This window comes from Cobetia sp. MC34 (assembly GCF_018340035.1).
In the GTDB taxonomy this organism is placed as follows: domain Bacteria; phylum Pseudomonadota; class Gammaproteobacteria; order Pseudomonadales; family Halomonadaceae; genus Cobetia; species Cobetia amphilecti.
This window is the reverse complement of the sequence record NZ_JADPPY010000032.1, coordinates 18,045-37,836: the sequence shown is the minus strand read 5'-3', so window position 1 is coordinate 37,836 and position 19,792 is coordinate 18,045. Positions and strand designations below refer to the sequence as shown.

16 protein-coding genes and 1 tRNA gene are annotated in these 19,792 nt (G+C 59.1%); 5 read left to right on the top strand and 12 right to left on the bottom strand.

The features are described 5' to 3' along the window. The 5 genes from IZU87_RS14245 to IZU87_RS14225 all read right to left on the bottom strand — a co-directional run. The coding region (locus IZU87_RS14245) for a retention module-containing protein (protein WP_213114960.1) at positions 1 to 3,154 on the bottom strand (3,154 nt) is incomplete at its 3' end. Between the two features lie 218 nt (positions 3,155 to 3,372). Further along, on the bottom strand, positions 3,373 to 5,529 hold the full coding sequence (locus IZU87_RS14240; protein WP_213114959.1) for a transglutaminase TgpA family protein: 2,157 nt from the start codon (positions 5,527 to 5,529) through the stop codon (positions 3,373 to 3,375). Then, positions 5,526 to 6,545, bottom strand: coding sequence for a DUF58 domain-containing protein (locus IZU87_RS14235; protein WP_153636508.1), 1,020 nt, complete (start codon positions 6,543 to 6,545; stop codon positions 5,526 to 5,528). The genes IZU87_RS14240 and IZU87_RS14235 overlap by 4 nt, the downstream gene beginning before the upstream one ends. Then, complete coding sequence (locus IZU87_RS14230; RefSeq protein WP_213114958.1) at positions 6,542 to 7,471, bottom strand: AAA family ATPase; 930 nt, start codon at positions 7,469 to 7,471, stop codon at positions 6,542 to 6,544. The genes IZU87_RS14235 and IZU87_RS14230 overlap by 4 nt, the downstream gene beginning before the upstream one ends. A gap of 118 nt (positions 7,472 to 7,589) precedes the next feature. Continuing rightward, entirely contained in the window at positions 7,590 to 8,102 is a 513-nt protein-coding gene (locus IZU87_RS14225; protein WP_225347259.1) for an NUDIX hydrolase, read from the bottom strand. 323 nt (positions 8,103 to 8,425) lie between these two features. Here IZU87_RS14225 and IZU87_RS14220 point away from each other — a divergent pair, with 323 nt between their 5' ends. Beyond that, a complete protein-coding gene (locus IZU87_RS14220; protein ID WP_213114957.1) occupies positions 8,426 to 8,977 on the top strand; it encodes a copper chaperone PCu(A)C in 552 nt (183 codons plus the stop codon). A 155-nt stretch (positions 8,978 to 9,132) separates the two neighbouring features. Here IZU87_RS14220 and IZU87_RS14215 read toward each other — a convergent pair whose 3' ends face one another. Continuing rightward, on the bottom strand, positions 9,133 to 9,744 hold the full coding sequence (locus tag IZU87_RS14215; RefSeq protein ID WP_213114962.1) for a LysE family translocator: 612 nt from the start codon (positions 9,742 to 9,744) through the stop codon (positions 9,133 to 9,135). A 939-nt stretch (positions 9,745 to 10,683) separates the two neighbouring features. On the opposite strand from IZU87_RS14215, the gene IZU87_RS14210 reads away from it, so the two are divergent. Then, positions 10,684 to 10,929 (top strand): hypothetical protein, encoded by a 246-nt coding sequence (locus IZU87_RS14210; RefSeq protein ID WP_192839416.1) that lies wholly within the window; start codon positions 10,684 to 10,686, stop codon positions 10,927 to 10,929. A 256-nt stretch (positions 10,930 to 11,185) separates the two neighbouring features. Here the strand turns inward: IZU87_RS14210 and IZU87_RS14205 are convergent. Further along, positions 11,186 to 11,271: transfer RNA gene (locus tag IZU87_RS14205), tRNA-OTHER, on the bottom strand. Positions 11,272 to 11,779: 508 nt separating this feature from the next. On the opposite strand from IZU87_RS14205, the gene IZU87_RS14200 reads away from it, so the two are divergent. The 3 genes from IZU87_RS14200 to IZU87_RS14190 all read left to right on the top strand — a co-directional run bounded on the left by IZU87_RS14200 (position 11,780) and on the right by IZU87_RS14190 (position 13,950). Continuing rightward, positions 11,780 to 12,460, top strand: a complete 681-nt coding sequence (locus tag IZU87_RS14200; RefSeq protein ID WP_213114956.1) for an NYN domain-containing protein — start codon at positions 11,780 to 11,782, stop codon at positions 12,458 to 12,460. Positions 12,461 to 12,599: 139 nt separating this feature from the next. Beyond that, positions 12,600 to 13,223, top strand: a complete 624-nt coding sequence (locus IZU87_RS14195) for a hypothetical protein (RefSeq protein WP_213114955.1) — start codon at positions 12,600 to 12,602, stop codon at positions 13,221 to 13,223. A 214-nt stretch (positions 13,224 to 13,437) separates the two neighbouring features. Continuing rightward, a complete protein-coding gene (locus IZU87_RS14190; RefSeq protein ID WP_213114954.1) occupies positions 13,438 to 13,950 on the top strand; it encodes a hypothetical protein in 513 nt (170 codons plus the stop codon). Positions 13,951 to 14,095: 145 nt separating this feature from the next. Here the strand turns inward: IZU87_RS14190 and IZU87_RS14185 are convergent, their stop codons facing one another. The 5 genes from IZU87_RS14185 to IZU87_RS14165 are packed head-to-tail and all read right to left on the bottom strand — an operon-like array spanning position 14,096 to position 19,727. Next, complete coding sequence (locus IZU87_RS14185; protein WP_213114953.1) at positions 14,096 to 14,317, bottom strand: hypothetical protein; 222 nt, start codon at positions 14,315 to 14,317, stop codon at positions 14,096 to 14,098. Between the two features lie 42 nt (positions 14,318 to 14,359). Next, positions 14,360 to 16,444, bottom strand: coding sequence for a hypothetical protein (locus tag IZU87_RS14180; RefSeq protein WP_213114952.1), 2,085 nt, complete (start codon positions 16,442 to 16,444; stop codon positions 14,360 to 14,362). A gap of 8 nt (positions 16,445 to 16,452) precedes the next feature. Beyond that, positions 16,453 to 16,854, bottom strand: a complete 402-nt coding sequence (locus tag IZU87_RS14175; RefSeq protein ID WP_213114951.1) for a hypothetical protein — start codon at positions 16,852 to 16,854, stop codon at positions 16,453 to 16,455. Then, positions 16,851 to 18,548, bottom strand: coding sequence for a LamG-like jellyroll fold domain-containing protein (locus IZU87_RS14170; protein WP_213114950.1), 1,698 nt, complete (start codon positions 18,546 to 18,548; stop codon positions 16,851 to 16,853). The genes IZU87_RS14175 and IZU87_RS14170 overlap by 4 nt, the downstream gene beginning before the upstream one ends. Before the next feature lie 12 nt (positions 18,549 to 18,560). Then, positions 18,561 to 19,727 carry a hypothetical protein gene (locus tag IZU87_RS14165; protein WP_213114949.1) on the bottom strand — a complete coding sequence of 389 codons (1,167 nt, stop codon included), beginning with the start codon at positions 19,725 to 19,727 and terminating at the stop codon, positions 18,561 to 18,563. Between the last annotated feature and the right edge of the window lie 65 nt (positions 19,728 to 19,792).

The following is a 19,792-nucleotide window of genomic DNA, read 5'->3' as shown; positions in this document are numbered from 1 at the left end:
AGTTGCCCGCATCATCGACCGTGAAGGTGCCGTAGTCGCTGCCATCGGTGGCTGCGACAAAGGCCAGGTCGGCGTTGTCGGCATCCGTCGCGGTCAGCGTGCCGCTGACCTCCTGAGTGGTGTCTTCGGTGACTTCCCCGCTGTCATCGGAGATCACGGCGCCGTCGTCCACGCCGGTGATCAGGATGTCGACCGTGGTGGTCGAGCCATCGCTCAGCTCGACGGTGTAGGTCTCGGTGACGGTCTCGCCGGCAGCCAGGGCCTGGGTCTCGGCAGCGTCGTTGTCGAGGGTGTAGGTCCAGCTGCCGTCGGCGGCGACCGTGAAGCTGCCGTAGACACTGCTGTCATCGGTGTCCGCCTCGAAGGTCGGCGCGGTGCCGTCCACGTCGGTGGCGGTCAGCGTGCCGCTGGTGACCAGGGTGCCGTCTTCGGTGACTTCGCCGCTGTCCGCGGAGATCTCGGCACCGTCGTCCACGCCAGTGATCAGGATATCGACCGTGGTGGTCGAGCCATCGCTGAGCTCGACCACGAACGACTGGCTGACAGTGTCACCTTCATTCAACCCCTGAACGACGTCGGCTTCGTTATTGAGGGTGTAGGTCCACTCCCCTGCCTCGTTGACGCTAAAAGTGCCGTAATCATCGCTTTGGGTGCCAGCGACAACATCAGTACTTTCGACATCGACAAGCGCGCCGGATGCTTCGGTAACGCCATCCTCCGTTACCTCTCCAGAATCGCCGCCAATCAGGGCGCCCACATCATTGCTGGTCGCGGTGTTGCCGGCCGGGTCGGTGACCGAGGCCTCGACGCTGTATTCGCCTTCGCTCAGCGGCGTTTCAGCGTCAACCGTATAGGTGCCGTTCTCGACGGTGGCGGTGACGGTCTGTTCGTTGCCGTCGCTGTCAGTGATGACCAGGGTGACGGTGCTGCCGTCTTCGGCATCGGTGGTACCGACGATGGTCGGCGTGGTGTCGGAGGTCAGTGCCGGAGCATCGACGGTCAGCGCCGGCGCGCTTGCGTCGATCTCGCCCACGTCATTGCTGGTCGCGGTGTTGCCGGCCGGATCGGTGACCGAGGCCTCGACGCTGTACTCGCCTTCGCTCAGCGGTGTTTCGGCATCGACGCTGTAGGTGCCGTTCTCGACGGTCGCGGTGACGGTCTGTTCGTTGCCGTCGCTGTCGGTGATGACCAGGGTGACGGTGCTGCCGTCTTCGGCATCGGTAGTACCGACGATGGTCGGCGTGGTGTCGGAGGTCAGTGCCGGTGCGTCGACAGTCAGCGCCGGCGCGCTTGCGTCGATCTCGCCCACATCATTGCTGGTCGCGGTGTTGCCGGCCGGATCGGTGACCGAGGCCTCGACGCTGTACTCGCCTTCGCTCAGCGGTGTCTCGGCGTCGACGCTGTAGGTGCCGTTCTCGACGGTGGCGGTGACGGTCTGCTCGTTGCCGTCGCTGTCAGTGATGACCAGGGTGACGGTGCTGCCATCGTCGGCATCGGTAGTGCCGACGATGGTCGGCGTGGTGTCGGAGGTCAGCGCAGGAGCATCGACAGTCAGCGCCGGCGCGCTTGCGTCGATCTCGCCCACGTCATTGCTGGTCGCGGTGTTGCCGGCCGGGTCGGTGACCGAGGCCTCAACGCTGTATTCGCCTTCGCTCAGTGGCGTCTCGGCGTCGACGCTGTAGGTGCCGTTCTCCACAGTCGCGGTGACGGTCTGCTCGTTGCCATCGCTGTCGGTGATGACCAGGGTGACGGTGCTGCCGTCTTCGGCATCGGTGGTGCCGACGATGGTCGGCGTGGTGTCGGAGGTCAGTGCGGGAGCATCGACGGTGAGTGCCGGCGCACTTGCGTCGATCTCGCCCACGTCATTGCTGGTCGCGGTGTTGCCGGCCGGATCGGTGACCGAGGCCTCGACGCTGTACTCGCCTTCGCTCAGCGGGGTCTCGGCGTCGACGCTGTAGGTACCGTTCTCGACGGTGGTGGTGACGGTCTGCTCGTTGCCATCACTGTCAGTGATGACCAGCGTGACCGTGCTGCCGTCTTCGGCATCGGTGGTACCGACGATGGTCGGCGTGGTGTCGGAGGTCAGTGCCGGGGCATCGACGGTCAGCGCCGGCGCGCTTGCGTCGATCTCGCCCACGTCATTGCTGGTCGCGGTGTTGCCGGCCGGATCGGTGACCGAAGCCTCGACACTGTATTCGCCTTCGCTCAGCGGCGTCTCGGCGTCAACCGTGTAGGTGCCGTTCTCGACAGTCGCGGTGACGGTCTGCTCGTTGCCGTCGCTGTCGGTGATGACCAGGGTGACGGTGCTGCCGTCTTCGGCATCGGTAGTACCGACGATGGTCGGCGTGGTATCGGAGGTCAGTGCGGGAGCGTCGACAGTCAGCGCCGGCGCACTTGCGTCGATCTCGCCCACGTCATTGCTGGTCGCGGTGTTGCCGGCCGGATCGGTGACCGAGGCCTCGACGCTGTACTCGCCTTCGCTCAGCGGCGTCTCGGCATCGACGCTGTAGGTGCCGTTCTCGACGGTGGCGGTGACGGTCTGTTCGTTGCCGTCGCTATCGGTGATGACCAGCGTGACGGTGCTGCCATCGTCGGCATCGGTGGTACCGACGATGGTCGGCGTGGTGTCGGAGGTCAGCGCCGGTGCATCGACCGACAAGGACAGCACGACCTCTGTGGGCAGTGTCGGATCAACATCCAGCCCCAGGCCATCTTCGTCCTCATCATTGAATTCCGGGTCGGTAAAGCCGCCCTCATATTCATAGGAGGTCCGTTCGACACGCCCTTCACGCCCAACCCCAGAGGCATCCAGAAAACCACTACGACTGCTGCCCGGCGCACCGCCACTCTCACCGGCTGCGGGAGCTTCCTGAATCGCGGTCGGGTCTTCGCCACGAGCGATCGCTTCGCGCAACGCTTCCACTGCCGGGTCAACAGGCGCTTCCCCACGCGACTCGGCCAGCAACACCTCAACGCCGATCGGCGCCCCCTGCGGCACCACAAGCTGGGTGCCGTCTTCCAGCACCACGATCGCGCCCTGCGGTGCGACCAGAGTGGCTGTTGGTTCAAGCGTCATTCCATTGACGACACGCTGCGCCTCGCTGGAGGAGGAAACAACAAGTACTGTGCCTTCTGTGCGGATGACCTGGACCATGGGGACATACTCCTACTGGGGAAAGGTGCTGCATCATGCTGCGAAGGGGGAGCGATGGCATGATAGACAAGAACGGATAGTTACATTTTGATACACAACAACACTTACCGCAACCTAGCAATTTTCAGTAGCGCTATCGCGCTGCAAGGATGAGATATCTAATGCGGAAAAACCTCTTTAAATCAATAAGTAACACTCATAAAAGTCATCATTGTGATTTAGCGAATCTTGCGAGACTGCACAGACCACTGGCGCCGAACACTACGCAAGGATGATGCTTCACCATGAGAACTCGCTAATACCGTAGCATCGCTGTATAGCCATTGTTCAATCAAATCTGCCAAATGTAACAATACTCTTACATTCTGCGGCTGCTGTTGGGCAATACGGCGCAAGTGGCTGCCGGGAGCCTCGCCCACGTGGGGGCCATGGCCCGTACGCTCCAGCCGCTTCACCAATCTGCGGTAGGCTCGCACACCTGCGTGCGCTGACACCTCACGACCCGACCACAACACCAGTGCCACGCCTGCCAGCACCACACTGGCCAGCAACCCGAGCACACCCCAGACAAGCCACTCCCAGCGGAAGTCACCAAACAGTCGCTTCCAGAGATTTCGCTGCTCGTCGAGACGGAACCCCACCACGCTGCGTTGCCAGCGGTATTCGAAACGCTCCCACTGCCGTCTTAGATCACTGAGCAATGAATTATTCAGCGTGAAGGCGCGCAAGCCAGCATCGGCCATGAAGCCCGGCTGCCCCTGCAGGCTCAGCGCCCCCTGCGAGATTCGCTCGGGAGCCACCGCCGCGGTGGGATCAAATCGATGCCAGCGGCCGGCATGGAACACCTCGACCCAGGCGTGAGCGTCATACTGACGGATACTCAATTCCTGCGGCCCACCGATGCCATCGCCTTGTGCCTCGCCGCCCAGATAACCCGCGACCATACGCGCCGGCAGTCCGGCAGCGCGCGCCAGAAAAACGCTGGTAGAGGCGTAATGGGTGCAATAGCCCCGCAAGCTGTCGAACAGGAAATCATCGACACGGCTGAGCCCCTCGAGGCGCGGTGGCGTCAGGGTGTAGTGGAAAGGCTGGCGATTGAAATACTGGAAAAGGCGCTGCAGGAAGACCTGAGGATCTCCCCCCGACTCCCGCATCAGATCGCGAGCGAATTCACGGGCACGCGGGTTGCCATCATCGGGCAACAGCTGATCAAGGCGCTGCATCCATTGCGGAGCCGTTGTCGGTGGCGCGCCGGAGGAAGACATCTCCAACAGCTCGCGGGTATTGAGTGACGCCAGCCCCTCAAGGGTGCCGTCAATCAGGTAGCGGGCCTCACGGCTGGTCGTCAGTGGCGCGCCGAGACTCGGCCGCCAGGGGCGCGGGTCCGGCTCCAGCAGCAGCTCATAGCGGTGACGCGCGACTTCCCCCTCCCTACGCGTTCCGCGCTGAACGTAGCGCTCGGCCGGCCCACCCAGTGCCTCCTGAAGACGCTCCGGCGTGGCGCGCGACCAGCGCACGCCATCAAACAGACTCAGGGTATACACACGCCAGTAGCGCTGGGAGGCCGCAGGCAGTCCGTTGTCGAAACGTGCCCGAAACGCCAGGGCATCACTGCGACCCAGGGCGGCGATATCGCCGGGAGAGACACTGTCGGTAAGCCCCGTGGTGGCCTCGTTGAGCTGCGGCACGTTCCACAGCGGCGGCAAGCGGGGAAAGAGCACGAACAAGCCCAGCATCAGCGGCAGGGACAGCCCCATCAGCCAGGCCGTCTCCCGCATGGCCTCACGACGTTCGCGTGCACCGGCGATCAACACCAGCCCGCCGACCAGCCACGCCGCGGCCATGACCGAAGCCGCCGCCATCAAGGGCCCCTGGTCATGCAGGAAGGCCGCCGCCAGCACCACGAAACCCAGCCCGCAGACCACGCGACCATCGCGCAGGCTGTCCGTCTCCAGCAGCTTGAGCAGATAGATGCCGACCAGCAGGCCGATCATCGCCTCCAGGCGCAGCATCTGGCCATATTCGAGAAACAGGCCCGCCGCGACCATTGCTACCGCCGCCAGCCGCAACAGGATGCCAGCGCGCGGAACTCGCGCCCGGAGTTGCTGAAAGCGCCACAACGCCGCCAGCAAGGCCGGCAGGGCAAGCCATACCGGCATCCACAGCACATGCAGCGCCAGCACCAGACACTGGCCGATGAACAAGTGGCGCAGCTCAAGCCAGCCCAGCGCCTGATCAGGCGTCAGCGGTTTGCGCTGCCACCAGCGTCGTCTGGCACCGGATGAGGTAGAGGACGCGCTTCTGGAGAGCTCGTCCTTTGAGGAGCGGCCCAGGGAGGCGCGTCCCGGGGAAGCGTTGGCTGTCGACAGGCTCATGCACTTCCCTCCTGACTCAAGGGACGACTCGCGCCAGCTCGCTCGGCGGCCTCACTGGCCGCCAGCTGGGCGGACCATGGCAACCTGTGCTCGCCGCCGAACAGCGTCAGCGCCTCAAGCACTCGACGACGATGCGCCCCGCCGCTGGCGATGGCCAATGTCTGGCCCGGCAGTCGCAGACCATAGGTCGCCTGGGCGCCTTCCGCCGCCAGCACCCGCGCCGTGAGCTCCGAGAGCCGCTGCTCCATGTCGCCACGACAGGCCTCGTAATCCAGCCACAGCGAGGGACGCGCAGGCGTCTCGAAGCGCTTGGTGACCAACTCTCCGCTACGCCCCCAGTGCTTCCAGGCAATATGCGCTGGCGCGTCGCCCGGGACATAGCGGCGCAGACCGGCGAAATCGCCCTGCTCTATCTGCTCGAGCGTACGACGACTGCCCTGCGGGGTGGAGGGAAGCTCTGGCTGTGGGTAGACGAGGACCGGCGTGTCGATCGCGACCCAGGCCCACAGGCGCACCAGTCCCAGTGGCCAGCGCGACTCCAGCGTCAGCGTCGGCAATGAGAACTGGCCACGCTGAAAGGCCGCCAGCTCCAGCGGCGCACTGCCCTCGCCGTCATGGATCTCGAGTCGCTGGCGCGCCTCTCCCAGTCGCACATCGATGGCATGTGAGCGAGCCCGACCGGTGAGACGCACCATGACGCGCAACGTATTGCCTGCAAACGCCTCACCATCGGCGATCAGCTGCACTCGCACGCCCGCCAGATTGCGCCAGCTGCGAAAGATGCTGACCACTGCCACGGCGAACAGCCAGAAGGACAGGCCATGCGCCAGCGAGTTCTCGTAATTGATACCCAACAGCAGCAGCAGGATCACCAGCACCGCCCAGAACAGCCCGAAGGGCGTCGGCAAGATCATCAAGCGCGCATGATGAAGCGCCTCACCTCCGCCAATCGACATCTTGCGCAGCATGCGGGCTTTCACGCGCGTCCATGCGCCGGGCTTCGCCACCTGGGTCATGCAGGCACCACCGCCACCTGCCCGAGCAGATGGCGCGCTACGGCTTCACCTTCGGCAACACTGCCTTCGCTGAGGCGGTGCCCCACGACGGGCGCCCAGACCGCTTGCACATCCTCCGGCAGCACATAGTCGCGTCCTGCCAGCAGTGCCCAGCCACGCGCAGCGCTGGCCAGCGCCAGCACCCCGCGCGTCGAGAGACCATAGGCCACTTCCGGCGAGCTGCGCGTCGCCGCCACCAGCGCCTGCAGATAATCCAGCAGCGGGTCCGACAGACGCACACGGTCCACGGCGGCCTGCCACTCCTTGAGCACCGAGACGGGCAACAAGGGTCGCAGCGCCTCGATATGCTGACGCCCGGCATTGCCCCTGAGAATCTCGCGCTCGGCAGCGGGTTCCGGGTAGCCCAATGACAGCCGCATCAGGAAGCGGTCCAGCTGGGATTCCGGCAGCGGGAAGGTGCCGGATTGCTGGAGCGGATTCTGGGTCGCGATCACGAAGAACGGTTCTGGCAGGCGACGGGTCTCGCCCTCCACCGTGACCTGACGCTCTTCCATCGCCTCCAGCAACGCGCTCTGCGTCTTGGGCGTGGCACGGTTGATCTCATCCGCCAGCACCAGCGAGTGGAACACCGGGCCGGGATGGAAGCGGAAGTTGCCCTCACGCGGGTCGAATACCGACACGCCGAGAATGTCAGCGGGCAATAGATCGCTGGTGAACTGCACCCGCTGCATGTCCGCTCCGATCAGACGCGCCAGCCCCTGGGCGAGCGTCGTCTTGCCCAGCCCCGGCAAGTCCTCGATCAGAACATGACCACGACACAGTAGACAACAGAGCGCCAGACGGATCTGGCGCGGCTTGCCCGCCAGCACGGTCGACAATGCGGCTTCCACCTCTTCCAGCTGCTGTGGCGATACCTTGGCATTCATGCAAAGACTCCAGAACAAAGTGGGGAGGAGGAGATGCGGCCATCACGATGGGCAGCACATGCCAGATGACGCAGGGCCAGCGGCGTTGCTGCGCAGGCTCGACAAGGAAAAGCGAAGATCATCGGCTCAGGCTCTCACTCAGAAAGCCTTCACGAATCAGGCGCTCAAGGGCCATACGGCTATCAGGCGTTGAAGGATGCAACGCAAGCGCATCGGCCGGCGTGACCCAGAAGGCGTCCGCCACTTCTTCGGCCTGCAGCGTCAGCGGGCCATCGTAATGCACCAGATATGCACTGCCGAAGACATGGTTGGTCGCGTCGGTGTAGCAGAAATCGAAACAATGCTTGAGCGGCGCACCGCGCACGCCAATCTCTTCCTCCAGCTCGCGACGGGCAGCCACCTGCACGGCCTCACCGGCCCCGACAACGCCCCCACTGGCGAGATCGAAATAGCCGGGGAACACTTCCTTGCTCAGGGTACGCTTCTGGATACACAGCTCACCGCGGCCATTGAGCACGAAGGCATAGGTGGCACGGTGCCAATAACGGTAGCGTCGCATCAAGCGACGCGGTGCCGTGCCACAAGGGCGATTCTGCGCATCGACCAGCTGAATGATTTCGTCCTGGATCACCGTTCCCTGTTCCTTGCCTGTCCTTGAATCACTTCGATAGCCATCCGCGACGACCAACACCGCCGGATGGCATCGACCAATGCGTCCCACGGTAGCAGAATGCGACGAAGCTGCCTTCAACTGCGGCCCGGACACCTGCCTTCACACCCGGGCAACAGGTGACGCTCGCATTCGTGCAAACCACCTAAAACAGAACCCTCTGCAATAGTCTCTGCACTAGCCTCTACACTAGAGGCCATCGACGTCAGAAAACACCACACTGGCATCATGGACCGCTCCCTTGGTCATTCTCTTTACACACCCAGACAGGAGATGCGCATAGCATGAGGCAACCTCGCCAGGGACATGGCGCGCCGCGACGCGCCGGACAGATATCGGCTGGCCTGACCGCCCTTCGTACCATCGCCACCACCGCCAGCAGATGGCTGGCGACGCTAGCCCTACTCTCCCTTGCCACCATTCACGCCTCGGCGCAGGAGCCCCTGTCCGCCATCCCTCATGTCGAGCAAGCCTTTGCGCTACCGACGCCACCGGGTGCCACGACCGGGGCCGCCTACCTGACACTCTCGATCGCAAAGGGCGATGCCGTGCTGACAGGCGCCAGCACGCCGATGGCCGCCACGGTCGAATTGCACAGCATGCAAGTCACGCAAGAGCGCATGCAGATGCACAGAATCGAGCAACTGGCGATTTCCTCTGACGCGCCGCTGACAATGGCTCCCGGCGGCGGCCCCCACCTGATGCTGATCGGGCTGACGCAGCCACTCACTGCAGGCGACAAGCTGCCACTGACACTGCATTTCCTGGCGAGACCTGACACGAGCCTTGAGGCCTCGATCAAGGACTACGCCGAGATGATGTCGCTCAGTGAGTAACGCCATCGGAGCACACGCCTCTATCGACAAACACCTCTATCTATAAACGCCTCAACCCGCAAAACGCGCATGCAAAACGGCCCTGACACAAGATGCCAGGGCCGTCTTCTACCAGATAACGAATCACCAGATCCTCACTGGGCTGACAGGCTGTCTCAAAGCCCCCAGACCACCCGCAACGCCAGCCCCAGCAACACCACGCCCGTCAGTCGATTGATCCACATCGCACGCGCCTGCAACCAGGGCAGCACCCGCGAGTGCGACAGCACCAGTGCCACCAGCACATACCAGAGCCCGTCGATGCCCATGGCCGTCACGACGACCAGCCACTTGCCCATCTCGCTCATCTCCGGCGTGATCAACTGACTGAGCAGCGCCACGAAGAACAGGATCAACTTGGGGTTGGCCAGCGCCACCATGAAACCATCGCGTATCGCCATGGAACGGGACGTCGTGACGGCCTGCGCCTCCAGCGCTCCACCGCGACCCGCCCGCAGTGCCTTGAACCCCAACCAGGCCAGATAGACTGCGCCCAGCAGCATGATCGCCTGGAAGACCCCCGGGTAATGAACGATCAAGGCGCCGAGCCCCCAGGCAGTCAGCGCGGCGTACAACCCGACTCCCAGCGCATGACTGATACCGGCGGCGATCCCCGCACTCCTCCCGCCGCCCAGGGTATGGCGCAACACCATCGCCAGGCTCGGTCCGGGCGACATCGCCCCCATCGCGCATAGCGCAACCAGTGACAACCACAGATTCAGCGGCATCCAATGCATGAGGGTCATTCCATGTTCCAGTCAATTGGTGAAAGCGACACTGCGCCGGCCTCGGACATACACCTGGGGGATCACCTGACAGTAGCCCGGCGCTCGCGATGGGGCCCGCCCTCCCCATCAGGCGCTGCTCAAGGGATGAGAGCATCGGGCACATACGACTCCCACCAAGTCTTCAGGCAGACGCAGTCGAGTGTATCAAGCGCCATGCTGATGCGGCAGCAGGCCATATGGACGACCTGGATATGCCCCTCAGGATGGGTGTCACACGAACTGGACAGTCCGCCCTCGAAGGCGGCCGTCGTGCATGGATTTATATGAGAACATAATAAAGTACAGAATTTTACACATTTGAAAACTTGTGCAACAAATTAGGAGTTGTACAAGTTTATGATAACCAGTAACGTCTCTACCGCTGCTCAGGAAGAGCGGCAGGTTCAGCGTAGTGACAGGCCAAGTGCACAGGAAGTGCAGCCAGGGACAGGCCCTGTCAAAGGATGACGCGCAGGCTTGGGGACTTCGCTCCTTAGCCAGGAAGATTCGTAAGCCTGAGCGGGTAGGTTTACGAATCTTCATGACTGGCAAGCCTGCGAGCTCAGGGAAAGAGAGCACTACGCTGAATGACACCGAATTCAGTCAGTTTCTGAAAGGTGTACAAGATTCTTGCGGGCCAGTAACGCCCGATCGCTGCTCAGGAAGAGCGGCAGGTTCAGCGTAGTGACGGGCCAAGTGCACAGGAAGTGCAGCCAGGGACAGGCCCTGTCAGAGGATGACGCGCAAGCATGGGAAGCTTCACTCCCCGGCCAGCAAGATCCATGAGTCTGAACGATTGATTCACGGGCCTTGATGACTGGCAGGTTTGCGAACTCAAGGAAAGAGACCACTACGCTGCACCTCACCAGATTCAGTCAATTGCTGAGAAGGAGAGGAGACATGGAAGGGAAAGCTCAAGCCGCACTGTGTTGTCCGGCATGCTCCGGCCTGAAGATGGAGTATCAGTACCACACCCCATCGGCCGACCACCTGGTGCACTGCCAGGATTGCCATGAATACGTCGGCATGTGGTTTACCCTGCGCCAGGAACTCGCGATCCAGAACACCCGCATCGCACTCCTCGCCCCCTCCCTCGCCAGCAACAGCCTCTATCGACGCGTGAAGAGCGTTCCACAACAGGCGTGAGCCGCCGACTGGATGCACGAGACACAGGAAAGCCCCGACATTCGTTCGGGGCTTTCCTGTGTCTGGGCCCCTGCCGTCACGTACAGAGCACAGACAAGCAGCTGCCATCGCCAGCGCCATGACAGGCGAAGCGTGAAGGAATAAGCAAGGACTGGTATTCGGGGCAGAGACAGAGAGCGAGCGAAGAACCACAAGGGAGATGAATCGGCGGGAGCCAGAAACGCAAAAAGCCGCTCGAAAGCGACTTTTTCAATTCTGGTGCCGGTGGTCGGACTCGAACCGACACGCCTATTAAGCGGCGGATTTTGAATCCGTTTTTGATAGATCTCGGGTCACGCTGGCAGCGGTCCTTTCGAGGTAAATCAATAACTTGCAGCATCACATGATTCACACTGCACCCACCTTTTGGTCGCAGCCTGCGACCAAACTGCGACCAGCGATGTCGGCCGATCTCACACCTCAACCTCAACCACCACCATCGGTAGGCTCGGAGCCACGCCAGTGATCTGTCCTTTTCCCTCTACGCAGACCATGCCAACCATCTGGGCATCGCCCTGGCAGATACGCACCCCGCGCCCTACCAGATCCACGCGAACGCGCAGCCGCTGACGTATATTCTGGTTCCCCCACCTAGCAACGTAGCAAGGCTGGCAGCAGCGTCATCAGGCGACTTCATAGAACCTCACGGCACCCTCCTTTCGTATAACATCAACCCAGTTCGATGGGGAATGTTGACACCCCTAGAAAAGGATTGTATGTTTTACTCATCTTCGCCCCTGGCAGTAAGCCTCCTCAAACAATCATGAGGTGTGCCCAGCCCAGGGGCGTTTACGTTTCAAGGAGAAAATAATTGCCAACAGCAATACTAGTTGACTGCGCTTATTTCATTAAGCGCTTTCGAAAGATCGAGCCTGAAAATGCTTATAATGCGTCAAGAGCAGCTGACTGTTTACATCGCTGGGCTGTTAGCCATTTGAATGAACGCATACATGGCCAAAAGTCTAGGAAAGAACTTTATCGCATATTTGTATACGACTGCCCTCCTCTTCAAAAGAAAGCCCATAACCCAATAACAAAACGAGCTATAGATTTCTCAAAAACTGACGAAGCTGTTTTTAGAAATGAGCTGCATAGTTCCCTTAAAAAGAAACGTAAAGTCGCCTTGCGCTTGGGCAACTTATCAGAAGATACACAATGGACCATAAAGCCTCATATCATTGAAAAGATGCTGAAAGGCAAGTACAAGCTGGAAGAACTTGGTCCTGATGATGTCAAAATGTCTACACGTCAGAAGGGTGTAGACATGAGAATAGGTGTTGATGTCACATCGTTGACCTTGAAGAACCAGGTCGATCAGATAATTCTTTTCGCAGGTGACGCAGATTTTGTACCAGTAGCTAAAATAGCTCGACGAGAGGGGATCGATTTCATTCTAGACCCAATGAGGCGCGAAATACCAGCAGCCCTTGATGAGCATATCGATGGACTACGTAGCACATGCCCCCAAATAGCTACAAGTAAACGCAATTGACATACTGCTTTGCCTAAAAAACTCTTAGCACTTCGAAGCCAAAGAAGTATTTATGGAGAACGTAGTATTTATTTTTTACATCTAGTACAAAAAATAATTTCGTTAATTCCAAAAACTATTGATACACAAGGATGTGGTCATGGATAGATTCAAGATAAGCAATCCACTTACATTAATCTCGGTATTTGCAGGCGCAGCGGAAGCATTTGCTGCACTTGCGTTAGTAAACCTACCGATTGAGATACAAAAGATATTTGTTTATTTTGTCATGGCTTTCCCTATAATTTTAGTGGCTTTATTTTTTTACGCACTACTTTTCAACAATAAATGCTTATATGCACCAAGCGACTTTATCGATCAAAATCACTACTTGCTCGCGCATAGCTTGGAGCAGTCAGTTACAGAATCCATAGATAAATCAATTCAAGATTTCAACTATGAGAAAAATGAAAACAATATTAGCAATGCCATTGACTGGAATAAGTTCAAAAAGTCAGTATTAAGCTCTCTTAACGAGCGGTTGGCTGAGTCGAGCGAATCACAAGTTTACAGCTACCTTGATAACAATAAGGGAAGTTTTTTTACTGAACGGAGCCTAAGACTTACTTTACCTATTGATAGGGTAGAATTAATCAAAGCTCTAGAGAAACTTAAGGAAGAAGGACTGATAGAGAAAGGAAAAGAAAGAAGAGATGGAATCTCTCGCACGTTGTGGGGGATTAATAAGACAAGTGAAAAATCGACCTCCAGCAACTTAAAATAACTTATTTAAAATAGCTTACTTAAAACATTTGCAAAATTATTGCATGGCTTATATCTAGTGAAGAATACCAGCAGTGTTTAATATGCACTGACAAAATAGTTTACTCGTATACATATACATCTAATTTTAGCACCTAGCGTCTTTACAGAACATAACGACTAGACTACAGTGAATTGGGTGAGACTAATAAAATATAGCAAACCAAGGAGCGGTTATGATTAATACTGTAGACAAATTCTTTTACCCAGATTTAGTGATAATCAACAATGAGGAATATGGGGCTCAAAAAATAACTAAAGAAGGCAAGGTCCTAATCCCTTGCGAAGACATCCCTGCCATAACTCATGGGATGGTAATAGAACAAAAAATTGGCTCCCTGCTTATCCCGCTAATGATTACTGACTTTGACTTTAACGAAAAAGGGTCATTAAGTGTGGGCACAAAATCACCAGGTTTACTTACACTATATATTACCAATCAGGCTGCTGAAAAACATAAGCCAAAGCCAGAAAGCAACACAATTAACATTGGGTCAATTTCATCCAATAGCGTACAAGTCGGAAACAATAACACACAAATACACAACGCAACTATAAAAGAAATAGTTAAGCATGTAGCCGAAAGCCAAGACACAGACGCAAAATCAAAACTAAAATCGCTTCTCGAAAACCCTACTGTTTCTAGTCTTATTGGTGCTGGTTCGTCTGCTTTGTTAGCGGCACTTTAATAAAATAGCTACTCATTGAAAATCTCGAGATGCTTTATAACTCCAGCCGGTTCTAAGTGAGCCGGCCTTTAACTAACTACCTAAATCTCTCTAACTCATCCTGACATCTACGTACTAATCACTTAATAAGCAATATCCTTCTCACTCACACTTCAACAACAATAATTTTTAAATTCGGCGCCACGCCAGTGATCTGGTCCCCCTCCACGTAGACCATGCTGCCTACCTCGGCATCGCCCTGGCAGGTGCGTACCCCACCCCCTACCAGATCCACGCGAACGCGCGAGCCGCTGACGCTGATCACCTCGCCTACTTGGCGCGGCGTGGTCGGCAGCAACGCCAGCAGGCGGCGATATGGATTGGCCATGCTATCCCCCTCCTTTGTTTGAACTGATACCACACGACGCCATCACAGATGGAATCTTTGCAGCTCGATAGACTGGCGCACGCTCAGGGCACGCCCCTGCAGGCTTGCGCTGACGCTCACGCCCCGCGAGACACCACGCCAGCCATCGCACTCGATCATCATGCCAGGCAGCAGCAGGCCGCCCAGAGAGGCCGCCAGGGGCATCTGCAGGCTCTCGGTGCTCTGGCGCAGGGTAGCGGCCAGCTCAGCGATCCCGCGCGACTGCGCCGGTGCCTGATCGGTGATCAGCGCATCCACCACGGTGGGTGCCAGCTGATCGCCGGCGGTGCCCTGCCGGATGATCTGGGCCTGAATGCCGCCGGTATCGCCATGCAGCCACACGGCATTGCGGGCATCACCTGGCTGCTGATCACTGCCCAGCTGGGTGATGATGTCGCGGGGCACCGCCAGATCGACCTCGCTCTCAGCCCAGCGCCAGGGCGCTGCCTCGAAGCGGGGCGCGACAATGATGGTCTGATCCTGCTGGTGGGCCTGCACATAGCCGCCGGCCGCCTGGGCGATCCGCGAGATGGCGTCGATGGGCGCGAGGCTGTCATAGCTCCACGCGCCGGCGGGCACCACCCAGTCAGTCATGCGCCAATCCAGTGACCAGCCCTCTGGCAGCTCAGAACGGGCGAGCTGCGAGGCAGTGGCCTGACTGTCCTCGGTGTAGCTGCGCGCGGTGGCGTAGGGCGCGCCCAGGTACGCCGCAAGCGAGCGGCCGCTGATGGTCACGCTATGGCTCTGCCAGCTCTCAGAGCGTCGCCAGCCATCCACCAGGCACCGCCACTGCTGCCCGTTGATCTCGGCCATCACCTCCACCGGCTGGCCATCGGTGCCGGTCACCAGCGCTTGAGCGTCACGCCCTGCCAGGCCGGCAGAGAATGACCATGCCCAGCTGTCAGCGTCGATGCTGAGCGTCATCTGGGTGGCCGGCAGCTCCAGGCCATCGGAGAGGCGCACCAGGCGCGCGGAGTTTTGCACGATATAGAGCCTTTTGACGGGAATGGTCGGGGTGGGTATCTCACACGTTAGACCGAACTGCAGCACCCACGGGGCGCTCGGCATGGCGTGGCAGAATTGCAGGGTCGTGCCACCCTCCACCGGCTCGAGCACCGGCGGCTCAGGCGGATCTGGCGGCAAGTCGATGCCAGGCGGTGGCCGGCGGGCCTGCTCCCAGGGCACGCGCCAGTCATCGCCAGTGGTGCGCCCTTGCTGATAGGGCACATCCATCGTCACCGGCTCGAGGGTGCGGGCCTCCTCATAGCGCGAGCGCCGGCGGGCATCATTGCGGGGTGGGTGCTGGTAGCCGCTCGAGCGAGCAGCTGCGATGCCCTGCCCCTGCTCCCATACCGGCCGCGATGCGCGGCGGACGCGCGGCAGCTGCAGCCACTGGCTGCCACTGAGGGTGCCCAGGATGCGCTCGGCCTGCTCCCAGCGCGAGCCACTGATGGCATCGGTGCGGGGGCGGGCCGACCACTGGCCACCCTGGCTGGCCGCAAGCGTTGCGCCCTGCTCGAAGCCTGACGCGATGGCCCCATAGGGGCGAGCAGGCTGCTCCCAGCGGGTGCTGCCCTGGGCCTCGAGCGGGACCGCGTTCTCGAAGCGGGCACCGGCACTATCTGATGGCCCTCGAAAGACATTGATCTCGCGGGTCAGCGCGACATCGACTACCGCCGGCGCACCCAGCGTGGCCACCAGCGAAAGGCTGACACCATGCTCGACGCGGATCTCTGCCGTCACCGGCGGCGCGCTCGCCTCCAGGCTGAGCGACTGGATCAGCTCGAGCTGCGCACGCACGGTGGCCACTGGCATCACCAGGCTGGCCGCGATCTCGATGGCTCCACCCTGGGTGAGTCGAGCATCGAGGGATGGCGGCATCAGCTGGGCATCGAGCACCAGCTCGCGCGGCAGCTCCACCGCCTCAGTGGCACCGCCGAAGCCAAGCACGACATTGCCACCCGCCGGCGGTACATAGTCACCGGCGAACAGCAGCAACAAACCAGGATCACCACCCAGGCGCAGCTCGAGGGCGCGCGCGCTCCAGGGCGCTAGCCCTTGGACAAACTGCAGCCTGATCTCTCTCACGGTGCCCCCTAGCCCTCAGCGAATACCATGCGGCTGATCCGCGTCAGTATCCCGCGATAAATCGTCGTCGAGCTGATGGTCACGTCAGCACCAGATCCCTCGATGCCGACATCCAGATCCATCACCCACGCACCCGCGCCATCGACCAGGCGCGACCAGGTGGCCTCGCCATCAGCGTCGGCCATCACCTCCTCAAAGGCTGCCCCCGTCAGGACGCCGCCAGAGAGATCGGCGGCGAATGGCTGGGGCACCTCCAGCGTGGCCAGCGCCACCTGATCGGTGACGGCCGCGCCAGGCGAGGGTCGGGTGCCGGAGTACACAACGAATGACGCCGGCGAATCGCCGGCATCTATCGCACTGGCGATGGCCGCCAGGCGCGCATTTTTTACGCTTGTCGAGAAGCTGATCACGGGCTGTCCTCCACCTCAGAATGCACATTGTCTGACACGACAGCGTTTTGCTGCAGGGTGTGATCGAAGGCCATCACGTAGAACGCGCGGCGCGGGTCGAGGTCCGTGAAACGGTATTTGCCATCGGCATCGCTCCACGTCTCGCGCACGATGCGGCCAGTGGCTCGCTCATGCACCCGCACCCGCCGGCTGACGGGCTGGGCCTGGATGTCCAACACGGTGCCGGCAATGACGCCCATGAGGGCGGGATCTGAGACGCCGCCAGTCGGCGTGCCGTTGGCACCGCTGCCGTCGATCTGATCGAAGCTGCCCACCGCAATGCACGGCGCACCGGATAGCACGGATGTCATCCCGCTGACTTGTATCGCGCCAGGGTTGGGGCGGCTATAGCGATTCAGATTCCCAGGCGGGAGAGCCTGCATCGAGTGCATGGCAGGATAGGGAAAGCTCGAAACCCAGCCGCCACTCTGGATCTCGAATATTGCAATCCATTCGGGAGAGTTAAAAAAATCAGCGCGCGGGGCAGAACTGCTAGAGGAGTTGGCCGCATAACCCCCCGCCTGCTCATCAAAGAGATAATTAGCAATCAAGTTAGGGTCATTTTGATCTGCTACGCGCATCATATCAGATTGTATTTCACTTGCGGTTCTTACCGTGCTCCATACCCTGACATCAGCGCCTGAAAATTGATTATCGTATTCCCCTAAAGCGCCCATTGAAAGTGTATTCCTGCCAGAAATATCGTGCGAGGTGCTGCCCACTCCTACCAATTCACCATTGCAGTATAGCTGGGTATTTCCATTTTCATCTATTGTGGCGGATATTCTAACGACATCATTAAGGAACAGTGAGCCTTCTTCGCCTTGAACATTATCGAAATTTCTCCCCAGCCTTTCTATCAAGATGGGGTATCGCTTATCACTAACCCCCATCCCGAAATATATATCCTGCCCATTGCCATAACTCAAACCCATATATGACTTTTCGCCGGTAACCTTGAATAACGCCTCCAACGTCAGCGGAGCCGTCACGCTGGGCAGAACAGCCTCTACCTTGTCATTTGATCCGCCGGTATAGACTCCCACTGGCACGCCCGTGGATACCTCGACCTCTAGCTCAATCTCATCGACAAACAGATTCAAAGCCCTTGCATTATTGAGGGTCAATGCCTGATCAAAGAAGGCGACCCCCGCCACACGCAAAGAGTCAGTATCGCCTGCCGGCTCGCCTCCTTTGATAAAGGCAGAGAGATCAGGCCATTCGATAGGCGACTCGAGGCTGGCCACCTCGAGGCCATCAAGATAGAGCACGGCAGCCCCATCACCATACGAAAGCACTGCATGATGATAACCACCGCGCCAGATCGGCACCACCTCACCAACAGTATCACCAACAGTCATGCGCAGACCGCCGGCCGGTGTCACCTCGAGCATCAGACCACGCTGGCCATCATGCTGACTGAAAAGCACAGAACTCCCTGACTGCGCTCTAAACCAGATAGAGACGCCGGCGCTATCCCCGCCAGAATACTGCACGCCAGCCTCTAGCCTTGCCCCCGCGTCTTTGAATACCCCCTCCCCATCTGTCCCAAACAATGGACTAGAAACCCATTCCACGCCAAACGCAACGCCGCTATTGCTCGCGTAGCTATCAGCTGCATTGCCGCTCATCTTATAATGCGCAAGTGTGGCCATTGCCCTCTCCTATTATTTATCCCAGCCATCAAGACGCCAAGCCACTAGCACCTCATCAGTGCCATACGCCTGCTGCTTAGTAACGAGAAGGAACAATAACGGCACACCCTCTAGGTTAGGCACGTTATCCACAATCTTGGAATGATAGACAGAGGAAGTCTGCAGCGGCTGCAGCACGCCAGGCATAAAGCCACGGATACCCCCGCTTTCCGTTACCAGTATTTTACCAGTAGCAACATAAAAGCCGTTATCTTGAGGATTCGGATACGATGCTAAATCCCCGAAGGCTGAGCCAATCCCCATTGTCTGCCAAGACACACTCCCAGGAAGTTGCGAATAACTGCGCGCAATCTTGCGGAATGATCCATAATTGAAGCTACCAAAATCTGTATAATAGGTATCACTAGACCGCCACTCATAAGAGCTACCACTGCCAATACCATTCAGCACAAAGCCAGACGCATCACCAGGCATCAATGATTCTATTTGGCCAGCAGTAAAAACTGACATTTTTGAAGAATTGGCATATCGGTCAATCCAATAAAACAGCATTGAATCCCCGACAAAGTGCCATTCATCTTTATTCGACCACTTATGGCTCGCTGGCCAGTAATTGGAGCAAGCCTCTTCAAATGTATCGAAGTCAGTAAAAGAATCGCATACCCGCATCATGGCCGGATCTTCACCGCCGCTAGGGTATTGCCCTTCGCTGCCATTATTCTCAATGACCAGCACATGGCCAGTGGCTCTCGGGTCTGTCCGCTTGAACGCAATACGATGATTATCGACATCCTCAGCAATAACATCCCAGCCGCCCACCGGAGCCGCCTTGATCTCGATAGTGGTGCCGGTGGCTGGCGAGACACTGGGCGCGGCGTCGGGCACATAGCGCACCCAATCGCTGCCGATACTCGTCACGCGGTGCTGCCCGTTGTAGCTCTCCTGGTCTGCGCCACTGACCTCGATCACCTGCCAGGCTTTGAAGCCGTGCCCAGTGGTCAGCGTGACCAGCACCTCGCCGCTCTCGGCCTCATAGGTGGCGCTTGCCACCGGCGTCACATTGAAGCCCGTGATTAAGCACGCCTTGAGCAGCGCAATAAAGTCACCGGCTGAGGTATCCCCCAGCACCGGCGCGCCACCCATGTCATTGCTGAACCACTTCACCGGATAATCGGCCATCTTGAACGTCTCCAGAAACAAGGCCGCCCAGCGAGTGGCTGGGCGGTTGAGGGATAGGGATAGAG